The organism is Streptomyces sp. NPDC042201 (assembly GCF_055582185.1).
The window spans coordinates 674196-694829 of the sequence record NZ_JBVJDS010000001.1; the positions used below are offsets into that span (position 1 = coordinate 674196).

At 69.9% G+C, this 20634-nt stretch carries 20 protein-coding genes; 16 read left to right on the top strand and 4 right to left on the bottom strand.

Annotated elements, in window-relative coordinates; translation table 11 throughout:
* Nucleotides 1–30: 30 nt before the first annotated feature.
* Together dnaJ and ACZ6MZ_RS02895 are read left to right on the top strand one after the other, a co-directional pair.
* Nucleotides 31–1221 carry a molecular chaperone DnaJ gene (gene dnaJ, locus ACZ6MZ_RS02890; protein ID WP_384179410.1) on the top strand — a complete coding sequence of 397 codons (1191 nt, stop codon included), beginning with the start codon at nt 31–33 and terminating at the stop codon, nt 1219–1221.
* A gap of 4 nt (nt 1222–1225) precedes the next feature.
* A complete protein-coding gene (locus ACZ6MZ_RS02895) occupies nt 1226–1678 on the top strand; it encodes a heat shock protein transcriptional repressor HspR (RefSeq protein WP_384179412.1) in 453 nt (150 codons plus the stop codon).
* Nucleotides 1679–1792: 114 nt separating this feature from the next.
* On the opposite strand, the gene ACZ6MZ_RS02900 is transcribed toward ACZ6MZ_RS02895, so the two are convergent.
* Complete coding sequence (locus ACZ6MZ_RS02900; protein WP_384179414.1) at nt 1793–2776, bottom strand: helix-turn-helix transcriptional regulator; 984 nt, start codon at nt 2774–2776, stop codon at nt 1793–1795.
* A gap of 181 nt (nt 2777–2957) precedes the next feature.
* Here ACZ6MZ_RS02900 and ACZ6MZ_RS02905 point away from each other — a divergent pair, with 181 nt between their 5' ends.
* Nucleotides 2958–3188: a 5'-nucleotidase gene (locus ACZ6MZ_RS02905; RefSeq protein ID WP_384179415.1), complete on the top strand. Its 231-nt coding sequence runs from the start codon at nt 2958–2960 to the stop codon at nt 3186–3188.
* Nucleotides 3185–3505, top strand: a complete 321-nt coding sequence (locus ACZ6MZ_RS02910; protein ID WP_384179417.1) for a (2Fe-2S)-binding protein — start codon at nt 3185–3187, stop codon at nt 3503–3505. Before ACZ6MZ_RS02905 ends, ACZ6MZ_RS02910 begins: the two co-directional genes overlap by 4 nt.
* Before the next feature lie 159 nt (nt 3506–3664).
* On the opposite strand, the gene ACZ6MZ_RS02915 is transcribed toward ACZ6MZ_RS02910, so the two are convergent.
* Nucleotides 3665–4093 (bottom strand): pyridoxamine 5'-phosphate oxidase family protein, encoded by a 429-nt coding sequence (locus tag ACZ6MZ_RS02915; protein ID WP_389791636.1) that lies wholly within the window; start codon nt 4091–4093, stop codon nt 3665–3667.
* A gap of 150 nt (nt 4094–4243) precedes the next feature.
* Between ACZ6MZ_RS02915 and clpB the strand changes: the two genes are divergently transcribed.
* The 4 genes from clpB (at nt 4244) to ACZ6MZ_RS02935 (ending at nt 9513) form a co-directional block, all read left to right on the top strand.
* On the top strand, nt 4244–6862 hold the full coding sequence (clpB, locus tag ACZ6MZ_RS02920; protein ID WP_389791638.1) for an ATP-dependent chaperone ClpB: 2619 nt from the start codon (nt 4244–4246) through the stop codon (nt 6860–6862).
* 135 nt (nt 6863–6997) lie between these two features.
* The gene (locus tag ACZ6MZ_RS02925; protein WP_469349417.1) at nt 6998–8293 is read left to right on the top strand and encodes an AAA family ATPase; all 1296 of its coding nucleotides are present in this window, start codon (nt 6998–7000) and stop codon (nt 8291–8293) included.
* Nucleotides 8271–8861, top strand: coding sequence for an RloB family protein (locus ACZ6MZ_RS02930; protein ID WP_469349419.1), 591 nt, complete (start codon nt 8271–8273; stop codon nt 8859–8861). The genes ACZ6MZ_RS02925 and ACZ6MZ_RS02930 overlap by 23 nt, the downstream gene beginning before the upstream one ends.
* A gap of 121 nt (nt 8862–8982) precedes the next feature.
* A complete protein-coding gene (locus ACZ6MZ_RS02935) occupies nt 8983–9513 on the top strand; it encodes a YbjN domain-containing protein (RefSeq protein WP_384337321.1) in 531 nt (176 codons plus the stop codon).
* Between the two features lie 89 nt (nt 9514–9602).
* On the opposite strand, the gene ACZ6MZ_RS02940 is transcribed toward ACZ6MZ_RS02935, so the two are convergent.
* Together ACZ6MZ_RS02940 and ACZ6MZ_RS02945 are read right to left on the bottom strand one after the other, a co-directional pair.
* The gene (locus ACZ6MZ_RS02940; RefSeq protein ID WP_389791640.1) at nt 9603–10787 is read right to left on the bottom strand and encodes a pyridoxal phosphate-dependent aminotransferase; all 1185 of its coding nucleotides are present in this window, start codon (nt 10785–10787) and stop codon (nt 9603–9605) included.
* A 115-nt stretch (nt 10788–10902) separates the two neighbouring features.
* Nucleotides 10903–11223 (bottom strand): hypothetical protein, encoded by a 321-nt coding sequence (locus ACZ6MZ_RS02945; RefSeq protein WP_469349421.1) that lies wholly within the window; start codon nt 11221–11223, stop codon nt 10903–10905.
* A gap of 398 nt (nt 11224–11621) precedes the next feature.
* Between ACZ6MZ_RS02945 and ACZ6MZ_RS02950 the strand changes: the two genes are divergently transcribed.
* The 8 genes from ACZ6MZ_RS02950 (at nt 11622) to ACZ6MZ_RS02985 (ending at nt 20574) form a co-directional block, all read left to right on the top strand.
* On the top strand, nt 11622–12140 hold the full coding sequence (locus ACZ6MZ_RS02950; RefSeq protein WP_384337327.1) for a DUF2617 family protein: 519 nt from the start codon (nt 11622–11624) through the stop codon (nt 12138–12140).
* 54 nt (nt 12141–12194) lie between these two features.
* The gene (locus ACZ6MZ_RS02955; protein WP_469349423.1) at nt 12195–13769 is read left to right on the top strand and encodes a polyamine aminopropyltransferase; all 1575 of its coding nucleotides are present in this window, start codon (nt 12195–12197) and stop codon (nt 13767–13769) included.
* Between the two features lie 636 nt (nt 13770–14405).
* Complete coding sequence (locus tag ACZ6MZ_RS02960) at nt 14406–15275, top strand: SRPBCC domain-containing protein (protein WP_469349424.1); 870 nt, start codon at nt 14406–14408, stop codon at nt 15273–15275.
* Nucleotides 15276–15284: 9 nt separating this feature from the next.
* On the top strand, nt 15285–16088 hold the full coding sequence (locus ACZ6MZ_RS02965) for an aldose epimerase family protein (protein WP_469349427.1): 804 nt from the start codon (nt 15285–15287) through the stop codon (nt 16086–16088).
* A 5-nt stretch (nt 16089–16093) separates the two neighbouring features.
* Nucleotides 16094–16633, top strand: coding sequence for an orotate phosphoribosyltransferase (gene pyrE / locus ACZ6MZ_RS02970; protein WP_384337788.1), 540 nt, complete (start codon nt 16094–16096; stop codon nt 16631–16633).
* Between the two features lie 177 nt (nt 16634–16810).
* Nucleotides 16811–17842: a class II fructose-bisphosphate aldolase gene (gene fbaA, locus ACZ6MZ_RS02975; RefSeq protein ID WP_384191280.1), complete on the top strand. Its 1032-nt coding sequence runs from the start codon at nt 16811–16813 to the stop codon at nt 17840–17842.
* 74 nt (nt 17843–17916) lie between these two features.
* Nucleotides 17917–19086 (top strand): MalY/PatB family protein, encoded by a 1170-nt coding sequence (locus ACZ6MZ_RS02980; protein WP_469349641.1) that lies wholly within the window; start codon nt 17917–17919, stop codon nt 19084–19086.
* A gap of 24 nt (nt 19087–19110) precedes the next feature.
* Nucleotides 19111–20574, top strand: a complete 1464-nt coding sequence (locus tag ACZ6MZ_RS02985) for an MFS transporter (RefSeq protein WP_384191278.1) — start codon at nt 19111–19113, stop codon at nt 20572–20574.
* Nucleotides 20575–20634 lie beyond the last annotated feature (60 nt).

Sequence of the window (20634 nt, forward strand, 5' to 3'; positions counted from 1 at the left end):
CAGTGATGGCGGAGAGGAGGGACGTCGGGAATGAGCACCAAGGACTTCGTGGAGAAGGACTACTACAAGGTTCTCGGCGTCCCCAAGGACGCCACCGAGGCCGAGATCAAGAAGGCGTACCGGAAGCTCGCCCGCGAGTTCCACCCGGACGCCAACAAGGGCGACACCAAGGCCGAGGAGCGCTTCAAGCAGATCTCCGAGGCGAATGACATCCTTGGTGACGCCAAGCGGCGCAAGGAGTACGACGAGGCCCGCGCGCTCTTCGGCAACGGCGGGTTCCGGCCCGGTCCCGGTGCCGGGGGCGGCGGTTCCTTCAACTTCGACCTGGGCGACCTCTTCGGTGGCGGCGCCCAGGGCGGTACGCAGACGGGCCAGGGCGCCGGCGGTTTCGGCGGCGGGCTCGGGGACGTCTTCGGAGGGCTCTTCAACCGGGGCGGCGCGGGCACCCGTACGCAGCCGCGCCGGGGCCAGGACATCGAGTCCGAGGTGACGCTCAGCTTCACCGAGGCGGTCGACGGGGCCACGGTCCCGCTGCGGATGTCCAGTCAGGCTCCCTGCAAGGCCTGTTCGGGTACGGGCGACAAGAACGGCACCCCGCGGGTCTGCCCGACCTGCGTCGGCACCGGTCAGGTCTCGCGCGGCTCCGGCGGCGGCTTCTCGCTCACCGACCCGTGCGTGGACTGCAAGGGCCGTGGGCTGATCGCCCAGGACCCCTGCGAGGTCTGCAAGGGCAGCGGGCGCGCCAGGTCCTCGCGGACCATGCAGGTCCGTATCCCGGCGGGCGTCAGCGACGGCCAGCGGATCAGGCTGCGGGGCAAGGGCGCTCCCGGTGAGCGCGGCGGCCCCGGAGGCGATCTGTTCGTGGTCGTCCATGTCGACGCCCATCCGGTCTTCGGCCGCAAGGACGACAACCTCACGGTCACCGTGCCCGTCACCTTCGCGGAGGCGGCGCTCGGCGGCGAGGTGAAGGTGCCGACCCTGGGCGGCCCGCCGGTCACGCTGAAGCTGCCGGCCGGGACGCCGAACGGCCGTACGATGCGCGCCCGCGGCAAGGGCGCCGTACGTAAGGACGGCACTCGCGGAGACCTGCTGGTCACCGTCGAGGTCGTCGTTCCCAAGGACCTCGACGCGCCCGCGAGGGACGCGCTGGAGGCCTACCGGAAGGCGACCGCGGACGAGGACCCGCGGGCGGAGCTGTTCCAGGCCGCGAAGGGAGCATGACCCGATGGACAGGGACGGGCGGCGGCGCAATCCGTATCAACTGACCGAAGAGACGCCGGTGTACGTCATCTCGGTGGCTGCCCAGCTCTCGGGGCTGCACCCGCAGACCCTCAGGCAGTACGACCGTCTCGGCCTGGTCTCCCCGGACCGCACGGCGGGCCGGGGGCGCCGCTACTCGGCCCGTGACATCGAGCTGCTCCGTCAGGTGCAGCAGCTGTCGCAGGACGAGGGCATCAATCTGGCCGGTATCAAGCGGATCATCGAGCTGGAGAACCAGGTCGCCGCGCTCCAGGCCCGGGTCGCCGAGCTGTCGGCGGCGGTGGAGGGAGCGGCGGCGGCGATGCGGCAGCGCGAGGCGCAGGTGCATGCCTCGTACCGCCGGGATCTGGTGCCGTATCAGGATGTGCAGCAGACGAGCGCGCTGGTGGTGTGGCGGCCCAACCGGCCGGCGGACTGAGAGCGCGTTCAGAGGCCGCAGGAAGGGCTCCCACCGTGCCGGGTGGGGGCCCTTTCCGTGTGCCCGGTGCGCGGGGCTCTCCCGGGCAGGTCGGCGTTCCGGTCGGCGGTCCGGTCAGCGGTCCTGCTCCAGGATTCCCGACTGCGCGACCAGATAGCCGAGTTGCGCGCGGCTGCCGCTGCCGAGGACGGTGGCGAGTTTGGCGATGTGCGCGCGGCAGGTCCGTACGTTCATCCCGAGGCGGCGGGCTATGGCCTCGTCCACGTACCCCTCGACGAGAAGCTTGGCGATGGTCCGCTGGACGCCCGAGATGCCGTCAGGGGTCGGCTCGTACGAAACCTGTTCGGTGAGCGGCGTGGCGCGGCGCCAGAGCTGCTCGAAGACCTTGACCAGATAGGTGACAAGACCGGGGTGGCGCAGCTCCAGTGCCACTTGCTGGTCGTCCCGCGCGGGGATGAACGCGACCGTCTGGTCGCAGATGATGAGCCGCTCGATCAGCTCTTCCAAGGTCCGGATCTCGACCTTGCCGCTGGCTATGCGGTCCACGTAGGCCATGGTCCCCATGGAGTGCCTGACCGTGTGCTGGTAGAGCGTGCGCATGCTGACGCCGCGGTCGATCAGTGGCCGGTCCCGTTCCAGTGCTTGGCTGAGAATGTGCTCGCGCCGGCCGCCGCCGGGCTGAATCGTCAGCATCTCGGTGTGGCACTCGGCCGTGGCCAGGTTGAGCGCGGCGTTGATCCGGTTGAACCCCTCCAGGACGGTGATCGCATGAGTAGGAGCCGGATTCAGGGCACTGATGGCCATGAATGGCTCAAAGGATTCTGTCAGGTTGATGGAGTGCCGTCTTCGGTCCTGGATCTCCCGTTCGATGGGATGGAGCCGCTGGGCGAGCGCGACGGACGGGGGGACCGGACGAAGCCAGTTCGGGTCGTCCGGATCAGGGTGCAAAAGAGCGAATTCGAGAAGGCACGGAGCCTCCTCGGCCTCCACCCGGGAGATCCGTCCGGCGCTCAGAGCGCTGGCGTAAAGATGCGCCCCCTCGTCGCACAGATCGGTCACCGCATGGGGATGTGTCGGTTTTGAGTTGATTACTGGCAAATCTCCACCCCCCAGGGTCCTGAACGTACAGGAACATGATGCATCGCCCCTGTGGCATTGACGTGCCTGAATGAGCCATCGTCTTGTGACGCGGGGGAGAGGAATCCATCAAGTGAGGACGAAGCCGACTATGTACAAGAGATTGCTTCGCTCGGTGCTTGCCGCTGCTTTCTCCGCAGTCGTGGCTTACGGGGTTCTGGGCGGCGCGGACACCGACTGGGGCATCGCCCCCGAGACCTCCACAACGGAGAGCGGGTGGGGCGGCGCTCAGGCCGACAGCGGCTGGGGCTATACACCGGGCGACAGCGGTTGGGGCATCGCCCAGGCCGCCGGCACGCCGCCGGACAGTGGCTGGGGTAGCGGACCGGCCGACAGCGGCTGGGGAAGCACGCCGGCCGACACAGGCGCATGACTGTCCCGCCGGACGATCGGGTCTTCCGGCGCGAGATGGCCACGGCCTACCGGTCGGGGTGGCACTTCATCGATCTGGTCACGGCTATTCCTCACCGTGGCGACTCGTTGATGGTCACTCTGTTCGGAGAGCCGATTGTCGTCGTACGCGAGGAGGACGAGGACGTCCGTGCCTACCGCTGCCTTCGGAGGCCGCGGGGGGCTCCGCAGCCGGTCCGGTGTGCCATCCGATACGACATGATCTTCGTTAACCTCGACCAGCGGGACCACCAGCTGGTCGAAGCGCAAGCCATCATCGCCACCCCCCGCAGTGCCTGAGCGATTCCCCCGTCGTTCCAAATCGCTCAGGCGCTTCCCCCACACAGCGGCGCCATCGTGGACCTGAAACACGATGGCGCCGCTGTGCTGTCCGCGTTCGGCGGACTCGTTCAGTGGACCCGTTCAGCCTGCTGCTCAGCGGACTGCTCCGTACGGAGGTCAGCCGCGGCCGAGCGCCCGCTCCACGGTGATCTCGATGAGGACCCGGTCCGGATGGGGCGCCGGGGTGCGCTCGTACCGCTCCGCGTAGCGGCTCACCGCGTCCGCGATCAGCTCCGGCTCCGTACGGACCGTGGCGCGGCCCTCCAGCGTCGCCCAGCGGCCCCGGTGGACCTGGCAGACCGCGACCCGCGCCCCGCCCGCGTCCGCGCCGTCGCGGACGCCCGCGCCCGCCGCCAGGATGTTGGCCACCTTCCTGCTGTTCTTGTTGGTGATGACGCGTGCGAGCCCTGCCTCCGGGTCGTATATCGCGCCCACCGGGACCACATGCGGACTGCCGTCGGGGCGCAGGGTGGTCAGCGTGCACAAGTGGTACTCCCGCCAGAACGCGAGAAAATCGGGGCTGAGATTGCGTACGGCATGGGACATACCGGAAGAGTAGGGCCCGGGCGGGGGTGAAACCCGTGGACGCTGGGCTCCCGGATTTCGGCTTGAGTGGAATAGACTCAACTTTGCGCATGTCGCCACAGTCAGAGTTGAGATCCGCGCAAGGATCCGCGCAAGGAGGAGAGAGCGCACGTGGACGCCGAGCTGACCAACAAGAGCCGGGATGCGATCAACGCCGCCACCAGCCGGGCCGTAGCGGCCGGGCACCCCGATCTGACCCCCGCACATCTGCTGCTCGCGCTGCTCGAAGGCCAGGACAACGAGAACGTCATCGACCTGCTGACCGCGGTCGAGGCGGACCGGGCTGCGGTACGGTCCGGAGCGGAGCGGCTGCTGGCCGCACAGCCCAGCGTGACCGGGTCCACCGTCGCACCCCCGCAGCCCAACCGTGAGCTGCTCGCCGTCATCGCCGACGCCGCTCAGCGGGCCAAGGAGCTGGGGGACGACTATCTCTCCACCGAGCATCTGCTCATCGGTACCGCCGCCAAGGGCGGCAAGGCGGGGGAGGTGCTGGACCAGCAGGGGGCCGGCGCCAAGAAGTTGCTGGACGCGTTTGAAAAGGCAAGGGGAGGGCGCCGGGTGACCACACCCGACCCGGAGGGTCAGTACAAGGCCCTGGAGAAGTTCGGCACCGATTTCACCGCCGCGGCCCGCGAGGGCAAGCTCGACCCGGTCATCGGCCGGGACCAGGAGATCCGGCGCGTGGTGCAGGTGCTGTCACGCCGTACGAAGAACAATCCGGTGCTGATCGGTGAGCCGGGCGTCGGCAAGACCGCCGTTGTGGAGGGGCTCGCGCAGCGCATCGTCAAGGGCGACGTGCCCGAGTCGCTCAAGAACAAGCGGCTGGTTTCGCTGGACCTCGGCGCGATGGTCGCGGGCGCCAAGTACCGCGGCGAGTTCGAGGAGCGGCTGAAGACCGTCCTCTCCGAGATCAAGGGGAGCGACGGGCAGATCATCACCTTCATCGACGAACTGCACACGGTCGTGGGCGCGGGCGCAGGCGGCGACTCCGCCATGGACGCGGGCAACATGCTCAAGCCGATGCTCGCCCGCGGTGAACTGCGCATGGTCGGCGCGACCACGCTGGACGAGTACCGCGAGCGGATCGAGAAGGACGCCGCCCTGGAGCGGCGCTTCCAGCAGGTGCTGGTCGCCGAGCCGACCGTCGAGGACACGATCGCGATCCTGCGCGGGCTCAAGGGCCGCTACGAGGCTCACCACAAGGTGCAGATCGCGGACGCGGCGCTGGTCGCCGCCGCCACCCTCTCCGACCGGTACATCACTTCGCGCTTCCTCCCCGACAAGGCCATCGACCTCGTCGACGAGGCCGCCTCCCGCCTCCGTATGGAGATCGACTCCTCGCCGGTCGAGATCGACGAACTCCAGCGCGCGGTCGACCGCCTCCGTATGGAGGAGCTGGCGCTGAAGAACGAGTCGGACCCCGCGTCCAAGCAGCGGCTGGAGAAGCTGCGCCGCGACCTCGCCGACCGGGAGGAGGAGCTGCGCGGGCTCAACGCCCGCTGGGAGAAGGAGAAGCAGGGCCTCAACCGCGTCGGTGAGCTCAAGGAGCGGCTGGACGACCTGCGCGGCCAGGCCGAGCGCGCCCAGCGCGACGGCGACTTCGACACCGCGTCCAAGCTGCTGTACGGGGAGATCCCCGGCCTGGAGCGCGAGCTGGAGGAGGCCGCCGAGGCCGAGCAGGAGGCGGCCAAGGACACCATGGTCAAGGAGGAGGTCGGCCCGGACGACATCGCCGATGTGGTCGGCTCCTGGACCGGGATCCCGGCCGGCCGGCTGCTGGAGGGCGAGACGCAGAAGCTGCTGCGCATGGAGCAGGAGCTCGGCAGGCGGCTGATCGGCCAGTCCGAGGCGGTCCAGGCCGTGTCCGACGCGGTACGCCGTACCCGCGCCGGAATCGCCGACCCCGACCGGCCCACCGGCTCGTTCCTCTTCCTCGGCCCGACCGGTGTCGGCAAGACCGAGCTGGCCAAGGCCCTCGCGGACTTCCTCTTCGACGACGAGCGGGCCATGGTCCGTATCGACATGAGCGAGTACGGCGAGAAGCACTCCGTGGCGCGGCTCGTCGGCGCCCCTCCCGGCTATGTCGGCTACGAGGAGGGCGGCCAGCTCACGGAGGCCGTGCGGCGCCGCCCGTACAGCGTGGTGCTGCTGGACGAGGTGGAGAAGGCCCACCCCGAGGTCTTCGACATCCTGCTCCAGGTCCTCGACGACGGCCGGCTCACCGACGGCCAGGGCCGGACGGTGGACTTCCGCAACACCATCCTGATCCTGACGTCCAACCTCGGCAGTCAGTATCTCGCTGAGCCGCTGACCAGCGACGAGCAGAAGAAGCGGCAGGTCCTGGGGGTCGTACGGGCCTCCTTCAAGCCGGAGTTCCTCAACCGGCTGGACGATCTGGTCGTCTTCACCGCCCTGTCGCGCGACGAACTCGCCCACATCGCCCGCCTCCAGATCGCCCGCCTCGCCAAGCGCCTAGCGGAGCGCCGGCTCACCCTGAAGGTCACCCCGGCGGCGCTGGAATGGCTGGCCGACGAGGGCAACGACCCGGCCTACGGAGCCCGCCCGCTGCGCCGCCTCGTCCAGACCGCGATCGGCGACCAACTGGCGAAGGAGATCCTCGCCGGCGAGGTCACGGACGGCGACACGGTCCGCGTCGACCGCTCCGAGGACGGCCTGACCGTGAGCGCGACAACCCCAGAACCGACAAAGCCACCCGCCAAGACGCTGTAGCCCGGTGGTTTCGAATAGGCCCGTCACCCTCTCGGGTGGCGGGCCTATTCGCATTACCCAGCGAGCATTAGTATCCGCGTAGCGCCCAAAAATGCATTTCACTTGTTCACAAAGCCGTCTTGGAGGTATCGAAGCATGCTGCTGAGCTTTCGTGTCGCCAACCACGGTTGTCTGCGTGAACCGCAGGAGCTGAACCTCGTACCGGCCTATCAGGACGACCGGCCCGCGGTGACCGTGGCGGCGATCTACGGCGCCAACGCCTCGGGGAAGTCGACGGTCATGGACGCGTTCCGTTTTTTCAAGGACGCGGTCCGTGACTCACAGGCCAGGTGGCTGCCGGGTGCTCCGGTGCCGCGGCGCCCCTTCCTGCTCGACCATCAGAGCCGGACCGCCCCTTCGTCGTACGCCGTCGACATCCTGGTGCAGGAGGTGCGGTATGTGTACGGCTTCAGCGTCACGGACGAGGAGGTCGCCGAGGAGTGGCTGTACGCCTATCCCAAGGGCCGCAGGCGCATCCTCTTCGAGCGCGACGGCGGGAAGATGACGTACGGCGCGACGCTGATCGGTGAGCGGGTCGCCGCCGAGCGGACCATGCGGCCGAACAGTCTCTATCTCTCCGCCGCCGCACAGTCCTCGCACCGGCAGCTCGGGGCGGTGTGGTCCGCTCTGGGGGCTCCCGAGGTGGTCGAGGACACCACTCGGCAGGCTTTCGCCAAGGCGGGCGCGCTGGGGATCTTGATGTACGAGGCGTGGGAGAAGCTGGGGCTGTCGCTCTCGACGGAGGTCCTGGCTGCCGCCGATCTGGGCGTGCACGGCATCCGTCGCGGAGCGGGGAAGAGCAAGGGTGTCGCCGCGCTCCTCTCGCATCACCCTGCCGACTCGCCGTACTGGGAAGAGATTCCGGAGAGCATCAGGGCAGCGGCAATGGAGTCGCTGGAGTTCGTTCATCGCGTGGGTGACGAGGAGTTCGTCCTGCCCGTCGATGCCGAATCGGCCGGAACCAAGACGTGGTTCAACATGGTGACCACCGCCCTCAGCGCCATTCTCCGCGGAAGCCCGATGTGGGTCGACGAGATCGACGTCAGTCTCCACCCGATGCTGACCGCCAAGCTGCTCACACTGTTCCAGAATCCGGAGCTGAATCCGCTCGGTGCCCAGCTGATCTTCACCACACATGACGCCTCCCTGCTCGGCACGATGCTCGGTGAGCAGGTGCTGCGCCGCGACCAGGTCTGGTTCGTGGAAAAGGACGCCAGGACCGCGGCCGCGGAGCTCTATCCGCTCAGCGATTTCAAGCCGCGCAAGGGGGAGAACTTCGAGCGGCGCTACCTGGCGGGCAGCTACGGCGCGGTGCCGCTGCTGCCGGAAACGGCTTTCGAGGACATGGTCAGGAAGTACTGGGGGGCTCATGGCGAGGTCGTTTCCGCGTGAGGGATCGGGCCGCCGGCGCGGCCCGGTCCGCCGTTCGTCGCGCACGATGCTGATCGTCTGCGGCAGCAAGGAGACCGAGCGCCAGTACCTCCAGGGGCTGCGTGACCATCTCCGCAATCCCGCTGTCTCCGTCGTCGTACGCGGCAAGGCATGCTCCCCGACGCAGCTCGTCGCGTACGCGCGCGGACAGCGGGATCTGAACAAGGGCGGATACGACGACGTGTGGTGCGTCTTCGACGTCGACGAATTCCCCGATGTGGCCGAGGCCGCTGTCGCCGCCCGGAGAAGCGGCATCGAGATCGCCGTCTCCAACCCGTGCTTCGAGCTGTGGCTGCTCCTTCATTTCACGGACCACCGCGCGCATATCGCCACGTACAAGAAGCTCCTGCCACTGCTGGAGAAGCATGTGCCCGGCTACGACAAGACCCGGGTGGACTTCGGCAAGTACCGCGACGGGGTGCGGGAGGCGGAGGAGCGGGCGCGGAAGCTGGATCCGACAGGGGAGGAACACGCCCACAACCCCTCGACCGGCGTATGGCAGCTCACGGACCGGATGGCGAATCCATGAGAAATGGCGGTATCCGCTGGTCCGGTCGAGTCAGCTCGCAGCGGATCGGGGCGGGCCGGGCTTGCCATGCCCCGGTTGGCATGGGGGAGGATGGGAGGAACCGTACGAAGGGAAATACACGGTGAGCATCGACCCGTCCTCGATTCCGAATTTCGGGGGCCAGCCCCAACCGCAGGGTGCAGGACCGGCGGGCCCCGTCGTCCCCGACCAGGATCTGGTCAAGCAGCTCCTCGAACAGATGGAGCTGAAGTACGTCGTCGACGACGAGGGTGACCTCGCGGCGCCGTGGGAGGAATTCCGTACGTACTTCATGTTCCGCGGCGAGGAGGACCAGCAGGTCTTCTCGGTGCGGACGTTCTACGACCGCCCGCACCCCATCGCGGACAAGTCCAAGATCCTCGACGCGATCGACGACTGGAACCGCCGCACGCTGTGGCCCAAGGTCTACAGCCACATCCACGAGGAGGGCGACGGTCCTCCCACCGTCCGGCTCATCGGCGAGGCCCAGATGCTGATCGGCATGGGTGTCAGCCTGGAGCACTTCGTGTCGTCGACGGTCAGCTGGGTGCGCGCCTCGATCGAGTTCGACAAGTGGCTCGTGGAGCAGTTCGGCCTGGCGCCGGCGGACGAGAAGCCCGACGACGAGGCCTGAGACGCCCCGCAGCGGAACCAAGAGCCCGGCAGGGGCTGTGATCGCCATGATCGCGGCCCCCGGCCGGGCTTTTCGCCGCGCGGACAGGACTACGCGAGGGTCTTGAGCCGGGCCGCCGCCTCCGCCAGGACGTCCGTGCGCTTGCAGAAGGCGAAGCGTACGAAGGGCGCGCCCTCCTCGCGGTGGTCGTAGAAGACGGCGTTCGGTACGGCCACGACACCGCACCGCTCCGGCAGGGCGCGGCAGAACGCGAAGCCGTCGCTCTCGCCGAGCGGGCGGATGTCGGTGGTCACGAAGTAGGTGCCGGCCGGGCGGTAGACCTCGAAACCGGCCGCCGTCAGGCCCGCGGACAGCACATCGCGCTTGGCCCGCAGATCGGCGCGCAGGTCGTCGAAGTAGCGATCCGGCAGGCGCAGGGCCTCCGCGACCGCGTACTGGAACGGGCCCGACGACACATAGGTCAGATACTGCTTGGCGGAGCGCACCGCCGTCACCAGTGCGGGCGTCCCGGTCACCCAGCCGACCTTCCAGCCGGTGAAGGAGAAGGTCTTGCCGGCGGAGCTGATCGTCACGGTCCGCTCGCGCATCCCCGGGAAGTCCGCGATCGGGAGATGCTCGCCCTCGAAGACCAGATGCTCGTACACCTCGTCGGTGACGACCAGCAGATCGCGCTCGACGGCGAGTTCTGCGACGGCCGCCAGCTCCTCGCGGCTGAGGACCGTGCCGGTGGGGTTGTGCGGGGTGTTGAGCAGGATCAGCCGGGTGCGGGGGGTGACGGCGTCCCGCAGCTCGTCCAGATCCAGGTGGTACGCGCCGTCCCTGGGCCGCAGGGTGACGGGGACGCGGGTGCCGCCCGCCATACCGATGCACGCGGCGTACGAGTCGTAGTACGGCTCCAGCGCGATCACCTCGTCACCCGGCTCGACCAGGGCGAGCAGCGCGGCGGCGATGGCTTCGGTGGCGCCCGCCGTGACGAGGACCTCGGTGTCGGGGTCGTACGTCAGGCCGTACCGCTTGAGCTGGTGCTCGCTGATCGCGGTGCGCAGTTCGGGGACGCCGGGGCCCGGCGGGTACTGATTGCCGCGGCCGTCGCGCAGCGCGCGTACGGCCGCTTCCCTGATCTCCTCGGGGCCGTCGGTGTCGGGGAAGCCCTGACCGAGGTTGATCGCCCCGGTCCGTACGGCCAGCGCCGACATCTCCGCGAAGATCGTCGTGCCGAACTCGGCGAGGCGGCGGTTGAGCAGCGGGCGTGATCCCGGTTCGCGTGCGGTCATGCCGGCCATCCTGTGCCGAACCTCTGGAGTTGCTCAAGTCAGCTTTGGGCCGCCGGCGCCGAGGGGACACCCCAGTCACGCAACACGTTCATACAAGAAGGTCACGCAACACCGGTCAGTGCGAGGCCCGCCACGCGACGGGCGCGGGGGTCTCGCTTCGGGGGAACAGAAGGACGGTGAGGACCATGACTGGTCTGGGAGTGGCGGTCGTTCTGATCGCGGTCGCGTTCATCGGGCTCGTGGTGAGTGTGGGCAGCCGGGAGAAGGCACGCCCGAAGCGCCGTGGGGCGCCCAGGAGCCGCGCGACCTCGGGCCCCTCTCTGAAGAAGAAGGGCGCGAAGCGCGCCGCCGGCGGCAGCTGGTGGGCCGGCGGCGGTAGCGGCAGCGGCAGCGGCAGCGGCAGTGGGGGGACCAGTTGCGGGGGCAGCTCATCCACCTGCGGCAGCAGCGGCTCCTCCTGCGGGGGCGGCTCGTCGTGCGGCGGCGGGGGATGCGGCGGCGGAGGCAGCTGACACGGGGCAGCTGGTCCGCGGTAGTCGATGTCCGGTGGGGAACGAACTCCCACCGGACATCGTCGTGTTGACCGGTTGGTTGACCCTTTTGGCTGTTTGGATTGAACATTTGACCAGTAAGGCCCCCGAGGGGATGGAAACAGGGCCAAGTTGGTTAAAAGTACTGTGAACGCTGGGTGGTTCGTGATTCCCTCGCTGTTGAGAGCTTCCAGCCCTCGGACCTCATATGGACCCCGAGCGGGCGATCTCCCCCCACAGTTCCGTCGCTCATCGTCCGGGACGTCCCCGGTTCTCCCGTCAAGCGTTTTTGCGGAGCCGACCCATGCTCACGACCCTAGAGACCGCCTACACCGACACCCGCGCCGCCGACCTGGCCTGGGCGTTGGGGCGGGAGCCGCTTCCCGCCCTGGCCGTCCTCAACCTCGACCTCGCCGGCGCCCTCCTGCAACTGAGGCTGCTCGGCGCCTCCCATCAGGTGCTTCTGGAGGAGGAGGGGGGCACCTGCTCCGAGACCGTCGCCTGTATCGCGGGCAGCAGCACGCCACTGCCACTCGGCGTCTCCAGACCGCTGGGCGAGTGGGAGTACCAATTCGCCGCGCGCGTCGAGACCCTCTCGCACAGCTCGTTCGCCGGGCGCGCGCAGGAACTGCTCGCCCTCGTCAGCGACCACCCGAACGGGCTGGCCGGCACCTTCCCCGGCTCCCCGTACGCCTTCACCGCGATGCTCGCGCAGCACGACGAGGGCCAGGTGCGCTGGCGTACGTGGCACGCGTACCCCCAGGAGGGGCAGCTCGTCGCGACGCGTACGCGCGTCGGCGTCCGTACACCTGCCTCGTTGTAATTGCACCCGTGTGGGTGACAAAAAGCAATGAATTCGTAACGTAGCGTTACGGGCATGATCGACCAGACAGTGTCCTCGCCGCCCCAGGGTGAGACGCGGCTGCCCCTGCGCGCAGACGCGAGGCGTTTTCTGGTCCTCGCCGTGGTCTTCGTCTGCGCCGCGTGCGGACTGGTGTACGAGCTGGAGCTGGTCGCGCTCGCCTCGTATCTGATCGGGGACTCCGTCACCCAGGCGTCCGTCGTCCTCTCCGTGATGGTCTTCGCGATGGGCATCGGCTCGCTGGTCGCCAAGCGGCTGCGCTGCCGGGCGGTGGTCGGGTTCGGGCTGCTGGAGGCGGCGCTCGCGCTGCTCGGCGGCTGTTCGGCGCTCGTGCTGTACGCGAGCTTCGCGTGGATGGGCGAGTCCCGTTACGCGCTGGTCGGCTTCTCGCTCGGCATCGGCATCCTCATCGGCGCCGAGATCCCGCTGCTGATGACGCTCATACAACGGGTCTCCCGGCAGGACGCCGGCGGGACCGTCGCGGATCTCTTCGCCGCCGACTATGTGGGCGCGCTCGTCGGCGGGCTCGCCTTCCCGTTCCTGCTGCTGCCCTGGCTCGGACAGCTGACGGGCGCGCTGCTGACGGGCGCGGTCAACGCGGTGGCGGGCGGCGCGCTGGTCCTCTGGGTCTTCGGGCGCGATCTGACACCGCGTTCGCGCCGGCTGCTGGTGACCGTCAATGTCCTGGTGCTGGCGATATTGGCCACCGCGGCGGTCCTGGTCGACGACTTCGAGCGGGCGGCGCGGCGGGCGGTGTACGGGGACCGGGTGCGGGTCGCCGTCCACACGGATGTGCAGGAAGTCGTGCTCACCGGCGGGCGCTCGGGGCCGCTGGACCTCTATCTGGACGGGCGGCTGCGGGTCAGCGGGCGGGACGAATACCGCTACCACGAGGCGCTGGTGCACCCCGCGATGCGCGGGCCGCACGCGCGCGTGCTGATCCTGGGCGGGGGCGACGGGCTCGCGGCGCGGGAGGTCCTGCGGTACGGGGACGTCCGCGAGGTCACCGTGGTCGAGCTGGACCCGGGGGTCGTCGGGCTGGCCCGTACGGACCCCGCGCTGGCGGCGCTGAACGGGCACGCGTACCGGGATCCGCGGCTGCGGGCGGTGTACGGGGACGCGTTCACCTGGCTGCGGGAGGTACGGCGGGAGACCTACGACGTGGTCATCTCGGATCTGCCGAACCCGGGCATCACGTCCAGCACGAAGCTGTACTCCGAGGAGTTCTACGGCCTCACCGCGCGCGTGCTCGCGGACGGCGGGCGGCTGGCTGTGCACGCGGGGTCGCCCACGGCCCAGCCGCACACGTACTGGACGGTCGACGCGACGCTGCGCGCGTCCGGGTTCAGCACGAGCCCGTACCGCGCGACGGGACGGCTGTCGCGCTTCGCGGCGGGGCCCGACCGGGGGCGGGGCGGCAGGTCGGCGGCGAGCGACTGGGGGTTCGAGCTGGCGGAGGTGGGCGGGCGGCCGCGGCTGGGGCTGGCGGCGGATGCGCCGAGGCTGCGGTCGCGGGGGGTGGTGGCGCTGGGGGCGGGGACGCGGGATCTGCCGCCGTCAACGCTGGTGCATCCGCGGTACGGGGGGTAGGGGGGCGTTTCGCCGTCCGGCGGGGGGTGCGGGGCCGTTCGTCGTGGTGCGGGTGTCGGGGGTTCCGGAGGTGCGTGTCCGGACTGCATGATTTACGGCGCCGTGCGGGTCGGATCCCGGGTGCGGCTTGTGTGCGCCGACAAATCACGCTTTACGTCCGGACACGCACCTCCTGCACCCCCGACCCCCTCCCGCCGGTGGCCCCCGCCCGGCTTGGGGTGGGGTGGGGGTGGGGGTCTGTGCGGGTGGTGGAGGGGGACGGGTAGGGGTGGTGTCCAGGACGTAGAGCGTGATTTGTGGCGCTCGACAATCCCGCGCCCGGGATCCGGTCCGCACGCGCCGTAAATCATGCAGTCCAGGACACCACCCCTACCCGGCACCCGGCGACAACCCGCACCCGGCCAAGACCACCGCACCCCGCCGGACGGCGACCCGCACCCGGCGACAACCCGTAGCCGAACGACTGGCCCCGCCCAAGACCACCGCACCCCGCCGGACGGCGACCCGCACCCGGCGACAACCCGTAGCCGAACGACTGGCCCCGCCCAAGACCACCGCACCCCGCAGGACGGCGTCCCCACCCAAGACGAGCCGTTCCACCGCCGGACCGGGGCCGGGCTGAGTAGGCTCGGGGGCATGGAGCATGAGGTGTTCGTTCCGGTTACGGCAGAGGCTCTCCGGCAGACGCTGCGCGACCCCGCCCGGGTCGCCCGCTGCGTGCCGGGGCTCCAACAGGACGCCGAGGAGTCGGCCGGCCCGCTCTCGGGGCGTCTGAAGGTGCGTATCGGCGGCCATACGATCACCTACCGCGGCGCGCTGACCCTCGCCGAGCGGGACGGTGCGTTCGAGGTGGAGGGCGAGGGCGCCGAGGTCCGTGGCACGGGCTCCGCCAAGCTGACGCTCACGGTCCGGCTGGCGGAAGCCACGGGCGGCACGACGCTCGCCTTCACGGGCGGATCGCGCGCCGAGGGCCGGCTCGCGGAACTCCCCGACGAGGCGACCGTGGCCGCTGCTCACCGCCTGCTGGACCGCCTGGCCGCGCGGCTGGGCGAGGAGTCGGCCCCGCCGGAGCCGTCGGAGGAGCTCGAACCCCCGGCCCCCGCGGACCCGCAGGCGCACACCACGGACACCCCGGCCCCCGCAGACGCAGACGCAGACGCAGACGCGGCCGCAGACACCCCGGCCCCCGCGGAGCCAGACGCCGACGACGTGCCCGCGTTCGACGTGGACGTGACACCCGCCGCTCTGGACGGCGAGACCGCGTCCGGGGAAGGGGACTTCCTCATTCCCGATGAGCCTCCCGCCGAGGCCGCCCACGCCCGGCGCACCATGATCGGGCGGAGCGCCGAGGAGGTCGATCACGCGCCGCCGCGTGGACGGTACGCACCCGTGCCCGCGCCCGAGTCCGCCAGCGCGGGGGCCACGCTCCGGTGGGTCGCGCCGGCCGCCGCCCTCGCGCTCGCCTCCGCCGTGGTGGTCGGACGCGTTCTGCGGCGTCGCAAGTAATGTCGGAGCGTGAGTAGCAGCGAAGAGAGCATCCGACTGGCGGCGGGCGACGCCGAGTTGACCATCAGCCCGGCGAACGGCTGCCGGATCGGCAGTCTGCGCATCGGCGGGACCGAGCTGTTGCGCCAGGGCGAGCGGTACGGCTGCTTCCCGATGGTGCCGTGGTGCGGGCGGATCGAGCACGGGCAGTTCCGCAACGGCGAGGTGGTCCGGCAGATGCCGCTCAACTCCCCGCCGCACGCGATTCACGGCACCGGCAGGGACACGGCCTGGCGCACCGCCCGGATCAGCGAGAACAAGGCGTCGTTCACGTACGAGCTCGCCGACCCCTGGCCGTACAGCGGCCTGGTCACCCAGACGTTCGAGCTGACCGAGGACTCGTTGACCCTGGTGCTGGGGGTGGAGACATACGACACCTCTTTTCCCGCCCAGGCAGGCTGGCACCCCTGGTTCCTGCGCAACCTCGGCGGCGAGGGCGGCGATGTGCTCGTCGACTTCACCGCCGCGTGGCAGGAGGAGCGCGGCGAGGATCATCTGCCCACCGGCCGCCGTATCCCGCCGCGCTTCAGCCCGTGGGACGACTGCTTCGGGATGCCGGACGGCGTCGATGTCACCCTCACCTGGCCCGGCCGGCTGGAGCTCAAGGTCGCCAGCCGCGCCGAGTGGGTCGTGATCTACGACGAGCAGGCCGAGGCGGTCTGTGTGGAGCCGCAGTCGGGCCCGCCGAACGGCCTCAACACCCTGCCCCGGCTGGTCACCCCCGTGGACCCGCTGGAGATCGCGACGACGTGGAGCTGGCGGGACCTAAGCTGATGGGCATGACTGACGTACGGGCTGAGCTGCTTCAGCTGATCAAGGACAAGGCCGTGGTGCACGGCAAGGTGACCCTTTCGTCGGGTCTCGAGGCCGACTGGTACATCGACCTGCGCCGGATCACGCTGGACGGACATGCCGCGCCGCTGGTCGGTCAGGTCATGCTCGATGCCACCGCCGAGCTGGACTTCGACTGTGTGGGCGGGCTGACGCTCGGCGCCGACCCCGTGGCGACCTCGATGCTGCACGCCTCCGCCGCGCGCGGGAAGCGCCTCGACGCGTTTGTCGTCCGCAAGGCGCAGAAGGCGCACGGCCTCCAGCGCCGGATCGAGGGCACCGACGTCAAGGGCCGGCGCTGCCTGGTGGTCGAGGACACCTCGACCACCGGCGGTTCGCCGCTGACCGCCGTCGAGGCGGTCCGCGAGGCCGGTGGTGAGGTGGTGGCGGTCGCGGTCATCGTGGAGCGCGGTGCGGCCCCCGCCATCGCGGAGGCGGGGCTCCCGTACCTCAATGTCTATGCGCTGGACGAGCTCGGCCTCGCCTGACCTGGTTCTTCGATGCGGGCTGGGCCGTTTCACGTGAAACGGCCCAGCCCGCATCGCCGTATCTGCCGTGCTCCAGGTGGAGCCCGGACAGGAGTCTGGAAAGATGGGGGCGACGATGACGTCGCCCCCAGGTCAGGGACAAGCACCTCACACCCGCACATCACAAGGAGCGGCCCGATGCCCATCGCAACCCCCGAGGTCTACAACGAGATGCTCGACCGGGCGAAGGCAGGCAAGTTCGCCTACCCGGCCATCAATGTGACCTCGTCGCAGACCCTGCACGCTGCGCTGCGCGGCTTCGCGGAGGCCGAGAGCGACGGCATCATCCAGATGTCCACCGGTGGTGCCGAGTTCCTGGGCGGTCAGTACAACAAGGACATGGTGACCGGCGCCGTCGCGCTCGCCGAGTTCGCGCACATCGTCGCCGCCAAGTACGACATCACGGTCGCGCTGCACACCGACCACTGCCCCAAGGACAAGCTGGACGACTATGTCCGTCCGCTGCTCGACATCTCTGCCGAGCGCGTCCAGGCCGGTCGTAACCCGCTCTTCCAGTCGCACATGTGGGACGGCTCCGCCGAGACCCTCGCGGACAACCTGTCCATCGCCGAGGAGCTGCTCGCCAAGGCCGCCGCCGCCAAGATCATCCTTGAGGTCGAGATCACTCCGACCGGCGGCGAGGAGGACGGCGTCACCCACGAGATCAACGACGAGCTGTACACCACCGTCGATGACGCGCTGCGCACCGCCGAGGCCCTCGGCCTGGGTGAGAAGGGCCGCTACCTGCTGGCCGCGTCCTTCGGCAATGTCCACGGCGTCTACAAGCCGGGCAATGTCGTGCTCCGCCCCGAGCTGCTCAAGGACCTGCAGGCGGGCGTCGGCGCCAAGTACGGCAAGCCCGCCGGCAGCCAGCCCTTCGACTTCGTCTTCCACGGCGGCTCCGGCTCCACGGCCGAGGAGATCGCCACCGCGCTGGAGAACGGCGTCGTGAAGATGAACCTCGACACCGACACCCAGTACGCGTTCACGCGCCCCGTCGCCGACCATGTGCTGCGGAACTACGACGGTGTGCTGAAGGTCGACGGCGAGGTCGGCTCCAAGAAGACGTACGACCCGCGCACCTGGGGCAAGCTGGCCGAGGCCGGCATGGCCAAGCGGGTCACCGAGGCCTGCGCCGCGCTGCGCTCCACGGGCACCAAGATCAAGTAGAACCGAACAACAGCCTGTGCACGTCGGGCCCGGTATCGCTGTCGGTACCGGGCCCCCGTCATGCCCGGAGGAGAATCACCGTGGGCTACGACTTCGACACCCCCATCGACCGCTACGGCACCTGGTGCGTGCAGTGGGACGGCGTCGCGGACCGCTTCGGCGTCGATGGACTGCTCCCCTTCACCATCTCCGACATGGACTTCGCCTCGCCGCCTGAAGTGCTCGACGCGCTTCAGCGGCGCATCGCCCATGGTGTCCTCGGCTATACCGACTGGCGCAACGAGGATTTCCTGTCCGCGATACGCCACTGGTTCGCCTCGCGGTACGACACCGATATCGACACCGAGCGCGTGGTGTACGGGCCGTCCGTGCTCAATCAGCTCTCCCAGCTGCTGCGCATGTGGACCGGGCCGGGTGACGGCGTCGTCGTCCACACCCCTACGTACGACGGCTTCCTCAAGTCGATTTCCGGGCTCGGACGGGACCTGCGCGGGGCGCCGATCGGCGATACGGCGGCGCTGGAGCGGCAGCTCGCCCGGCCCGGCAGCAAGGTGCTGCTGCTGTGCTCGCCCCACAACCCCACCGGGCGGGTGTGGACGGAGGACGAGCTGACGGAGTTCGCCCGGCTCGCCGAGGCGTACGGGGTCGCCGTCATCAGCGACGAGATCCATGCCGACTTCGTCCACGCGGATTCCGTGCCCGAGGGGTACCGCCATCTGCCGTGGACCCGGTTCGGTGCCGGCCGGTGGGCGCTCATCACCTCCGCGTCGAAGGCCTTCAACTTCCCCGCGCTGAGCGGCTCGTACGGGATCATCGGTGACCCGGACGACCACGCGGCCTTCCTGCGCCGGATGGAGACCGGCGAGGGCCTCGCCTCGCCCGCCGTGCTGACGCTGACCGCGCATATCGCGGCGTACCGCGAGGGCGGCCCCTGGCTGGATGCCCTCAACGCGTATGTGGAGGGGAATCTGCGCAGCGTCGCCGACCGGCTCAACTCGGCCTTCCCGCAGCTGGACTGGCGGCCCCCGCAGGCCGGCTATCTCGCCTGGATCGATCTCCGGGCCCTCGGGGTCGATGACGACGCGGTCCAGCGGGAGCTGATCGCGCGCGAGAAGGTCGCGATCATGCCGGGCGTCACCTATGGGAGCGCCGGTTTCGTACGACTCAATGTGGGGTGCCCGCGCACCAAGGTGGAACAGGGCATCGACGCCCTGATCCGGGTGCTGCGCCGGCTCGCCCCCTAGCCCGGGGGCGGGGATGATCCCGGTATGGACATCAGGCTGTCCTCGGCCAAGGGCCGCTGGGTCATTCTGACGACGGTGCTCGGTTCCAGCATGGCCCTGCTGGACTCCACCGTCGTCAATGTCGCGCTGCCCCATATCGGGGACAGCCTCAACGCGGACCTGGCGGATCTTCAGTGGACGGTCAACGCCTACACGCTCACCCTGGCGGGGCTGATCCTGCTCGGCGGGTCGCTCGGCGACCGGTTCGGGCGGCGGAAGATCTTCGTTCTCGGCACCGTCTGGTTCGCGCTCGGCTCGCTGCTGTGCGGGCTCGCGCCCAGCGCGATCGTGCTGATCATCGCGCGGGCGTTGCAGGGCGTGGGCGGGGCGCTGCTCGTACCGGGATCGCTCGCGATCATCCAGGCGAGCTTCCATCCGGACGACCGGGCGCGGGCCGTCGGGGTGTGGTCGGGGCTCGGCGGGGTCGGCGCGGCGGTCGGCCCGTTCCTGGGCGGCTGGCTGGTCGACGGGGCCGGCTGGCGCTGGGTGTTCTTCATCAACCTGCCGTTGGCCGCGATCTGTGTGCCGGTGGCGCTGCGGCATGTACCGGAGTCCAGGGATCCGGCGGCGCACGGCCGGTTCGACGTGCTGGGCGCGGTGCTCGGCGCGGGGGCGCTCGCGCTCGTGACGTACTCGCTGATCGCCAAGGCGCTGTGGGCGGGGGTCGCGGGTGTACTGGTCGCCGTCGTCTTCGTGCTGGTCGAGCGGCGCAGGGCGGACCCCATGCTGCCGCCGTCGATCTTCGCGTCCCGGCTGTTCACCTCGGTCAACCTGGTGACGCTGTGCGTGTACGCGGCGTTCGGCGGCTTCTTCTTCCTCACCGCGCTCCAGCTCCAGGTCGTCGTGGGGTACTCGGCGCTGGGCGCGGGGGCGGCCCTGCTGCCGACGACCGTTCTGATGCTGCTGTTCTCCGCGCGGTCCGGTGCGCTGGGGGCGAAGATCGGCCCACGTATTCCGCTCACGGTGGGGCCGCTGCTGTGCGCGGCGGGGCTGCTGCTGATGCTGCGGGTGGGGCAGCACGCCTCGTATCTGGCGGATGTGCTGCCCGCGCTCGTGGTGATGGGGGCGGGCATGGTGACGCTGGTCGCGCCGCTGACGGCGACGGTCCTGGCCTCCGTGGACACCGCGCGGGCGGGCCTGGCCAGCGGCATCAACAACGCGGCGGCCCGCGCGGCCGGACTCCTGGCGGTGGCCGCGCTGCCGCTGCTCACAGGCATGGGCCCGGAGTCGTACCGCTCGGCGACGCAGTTCGGCGAGACCTTCCGCCGCGCGATGCCGCTGTGCGCGGGGGTGCTGGTGCTGGGCGCGGTGATCGCTTTCTGGCGGATCCGTACGCCGAAGGACGCGGCGAGCCGGCCGGAGTGCAGGATCCACTGCGGTCTGACGGCGCCGCCGCTGGAACCGGTGACGGCCGAGGGACCTACGGACCGGCCCGCGACCGCCTCGTAGGTCCGGTGAGACCGGGCCGGGGGCCGATGGCGAGAGCCGCCGGAGCGGGCAAGGCAGACT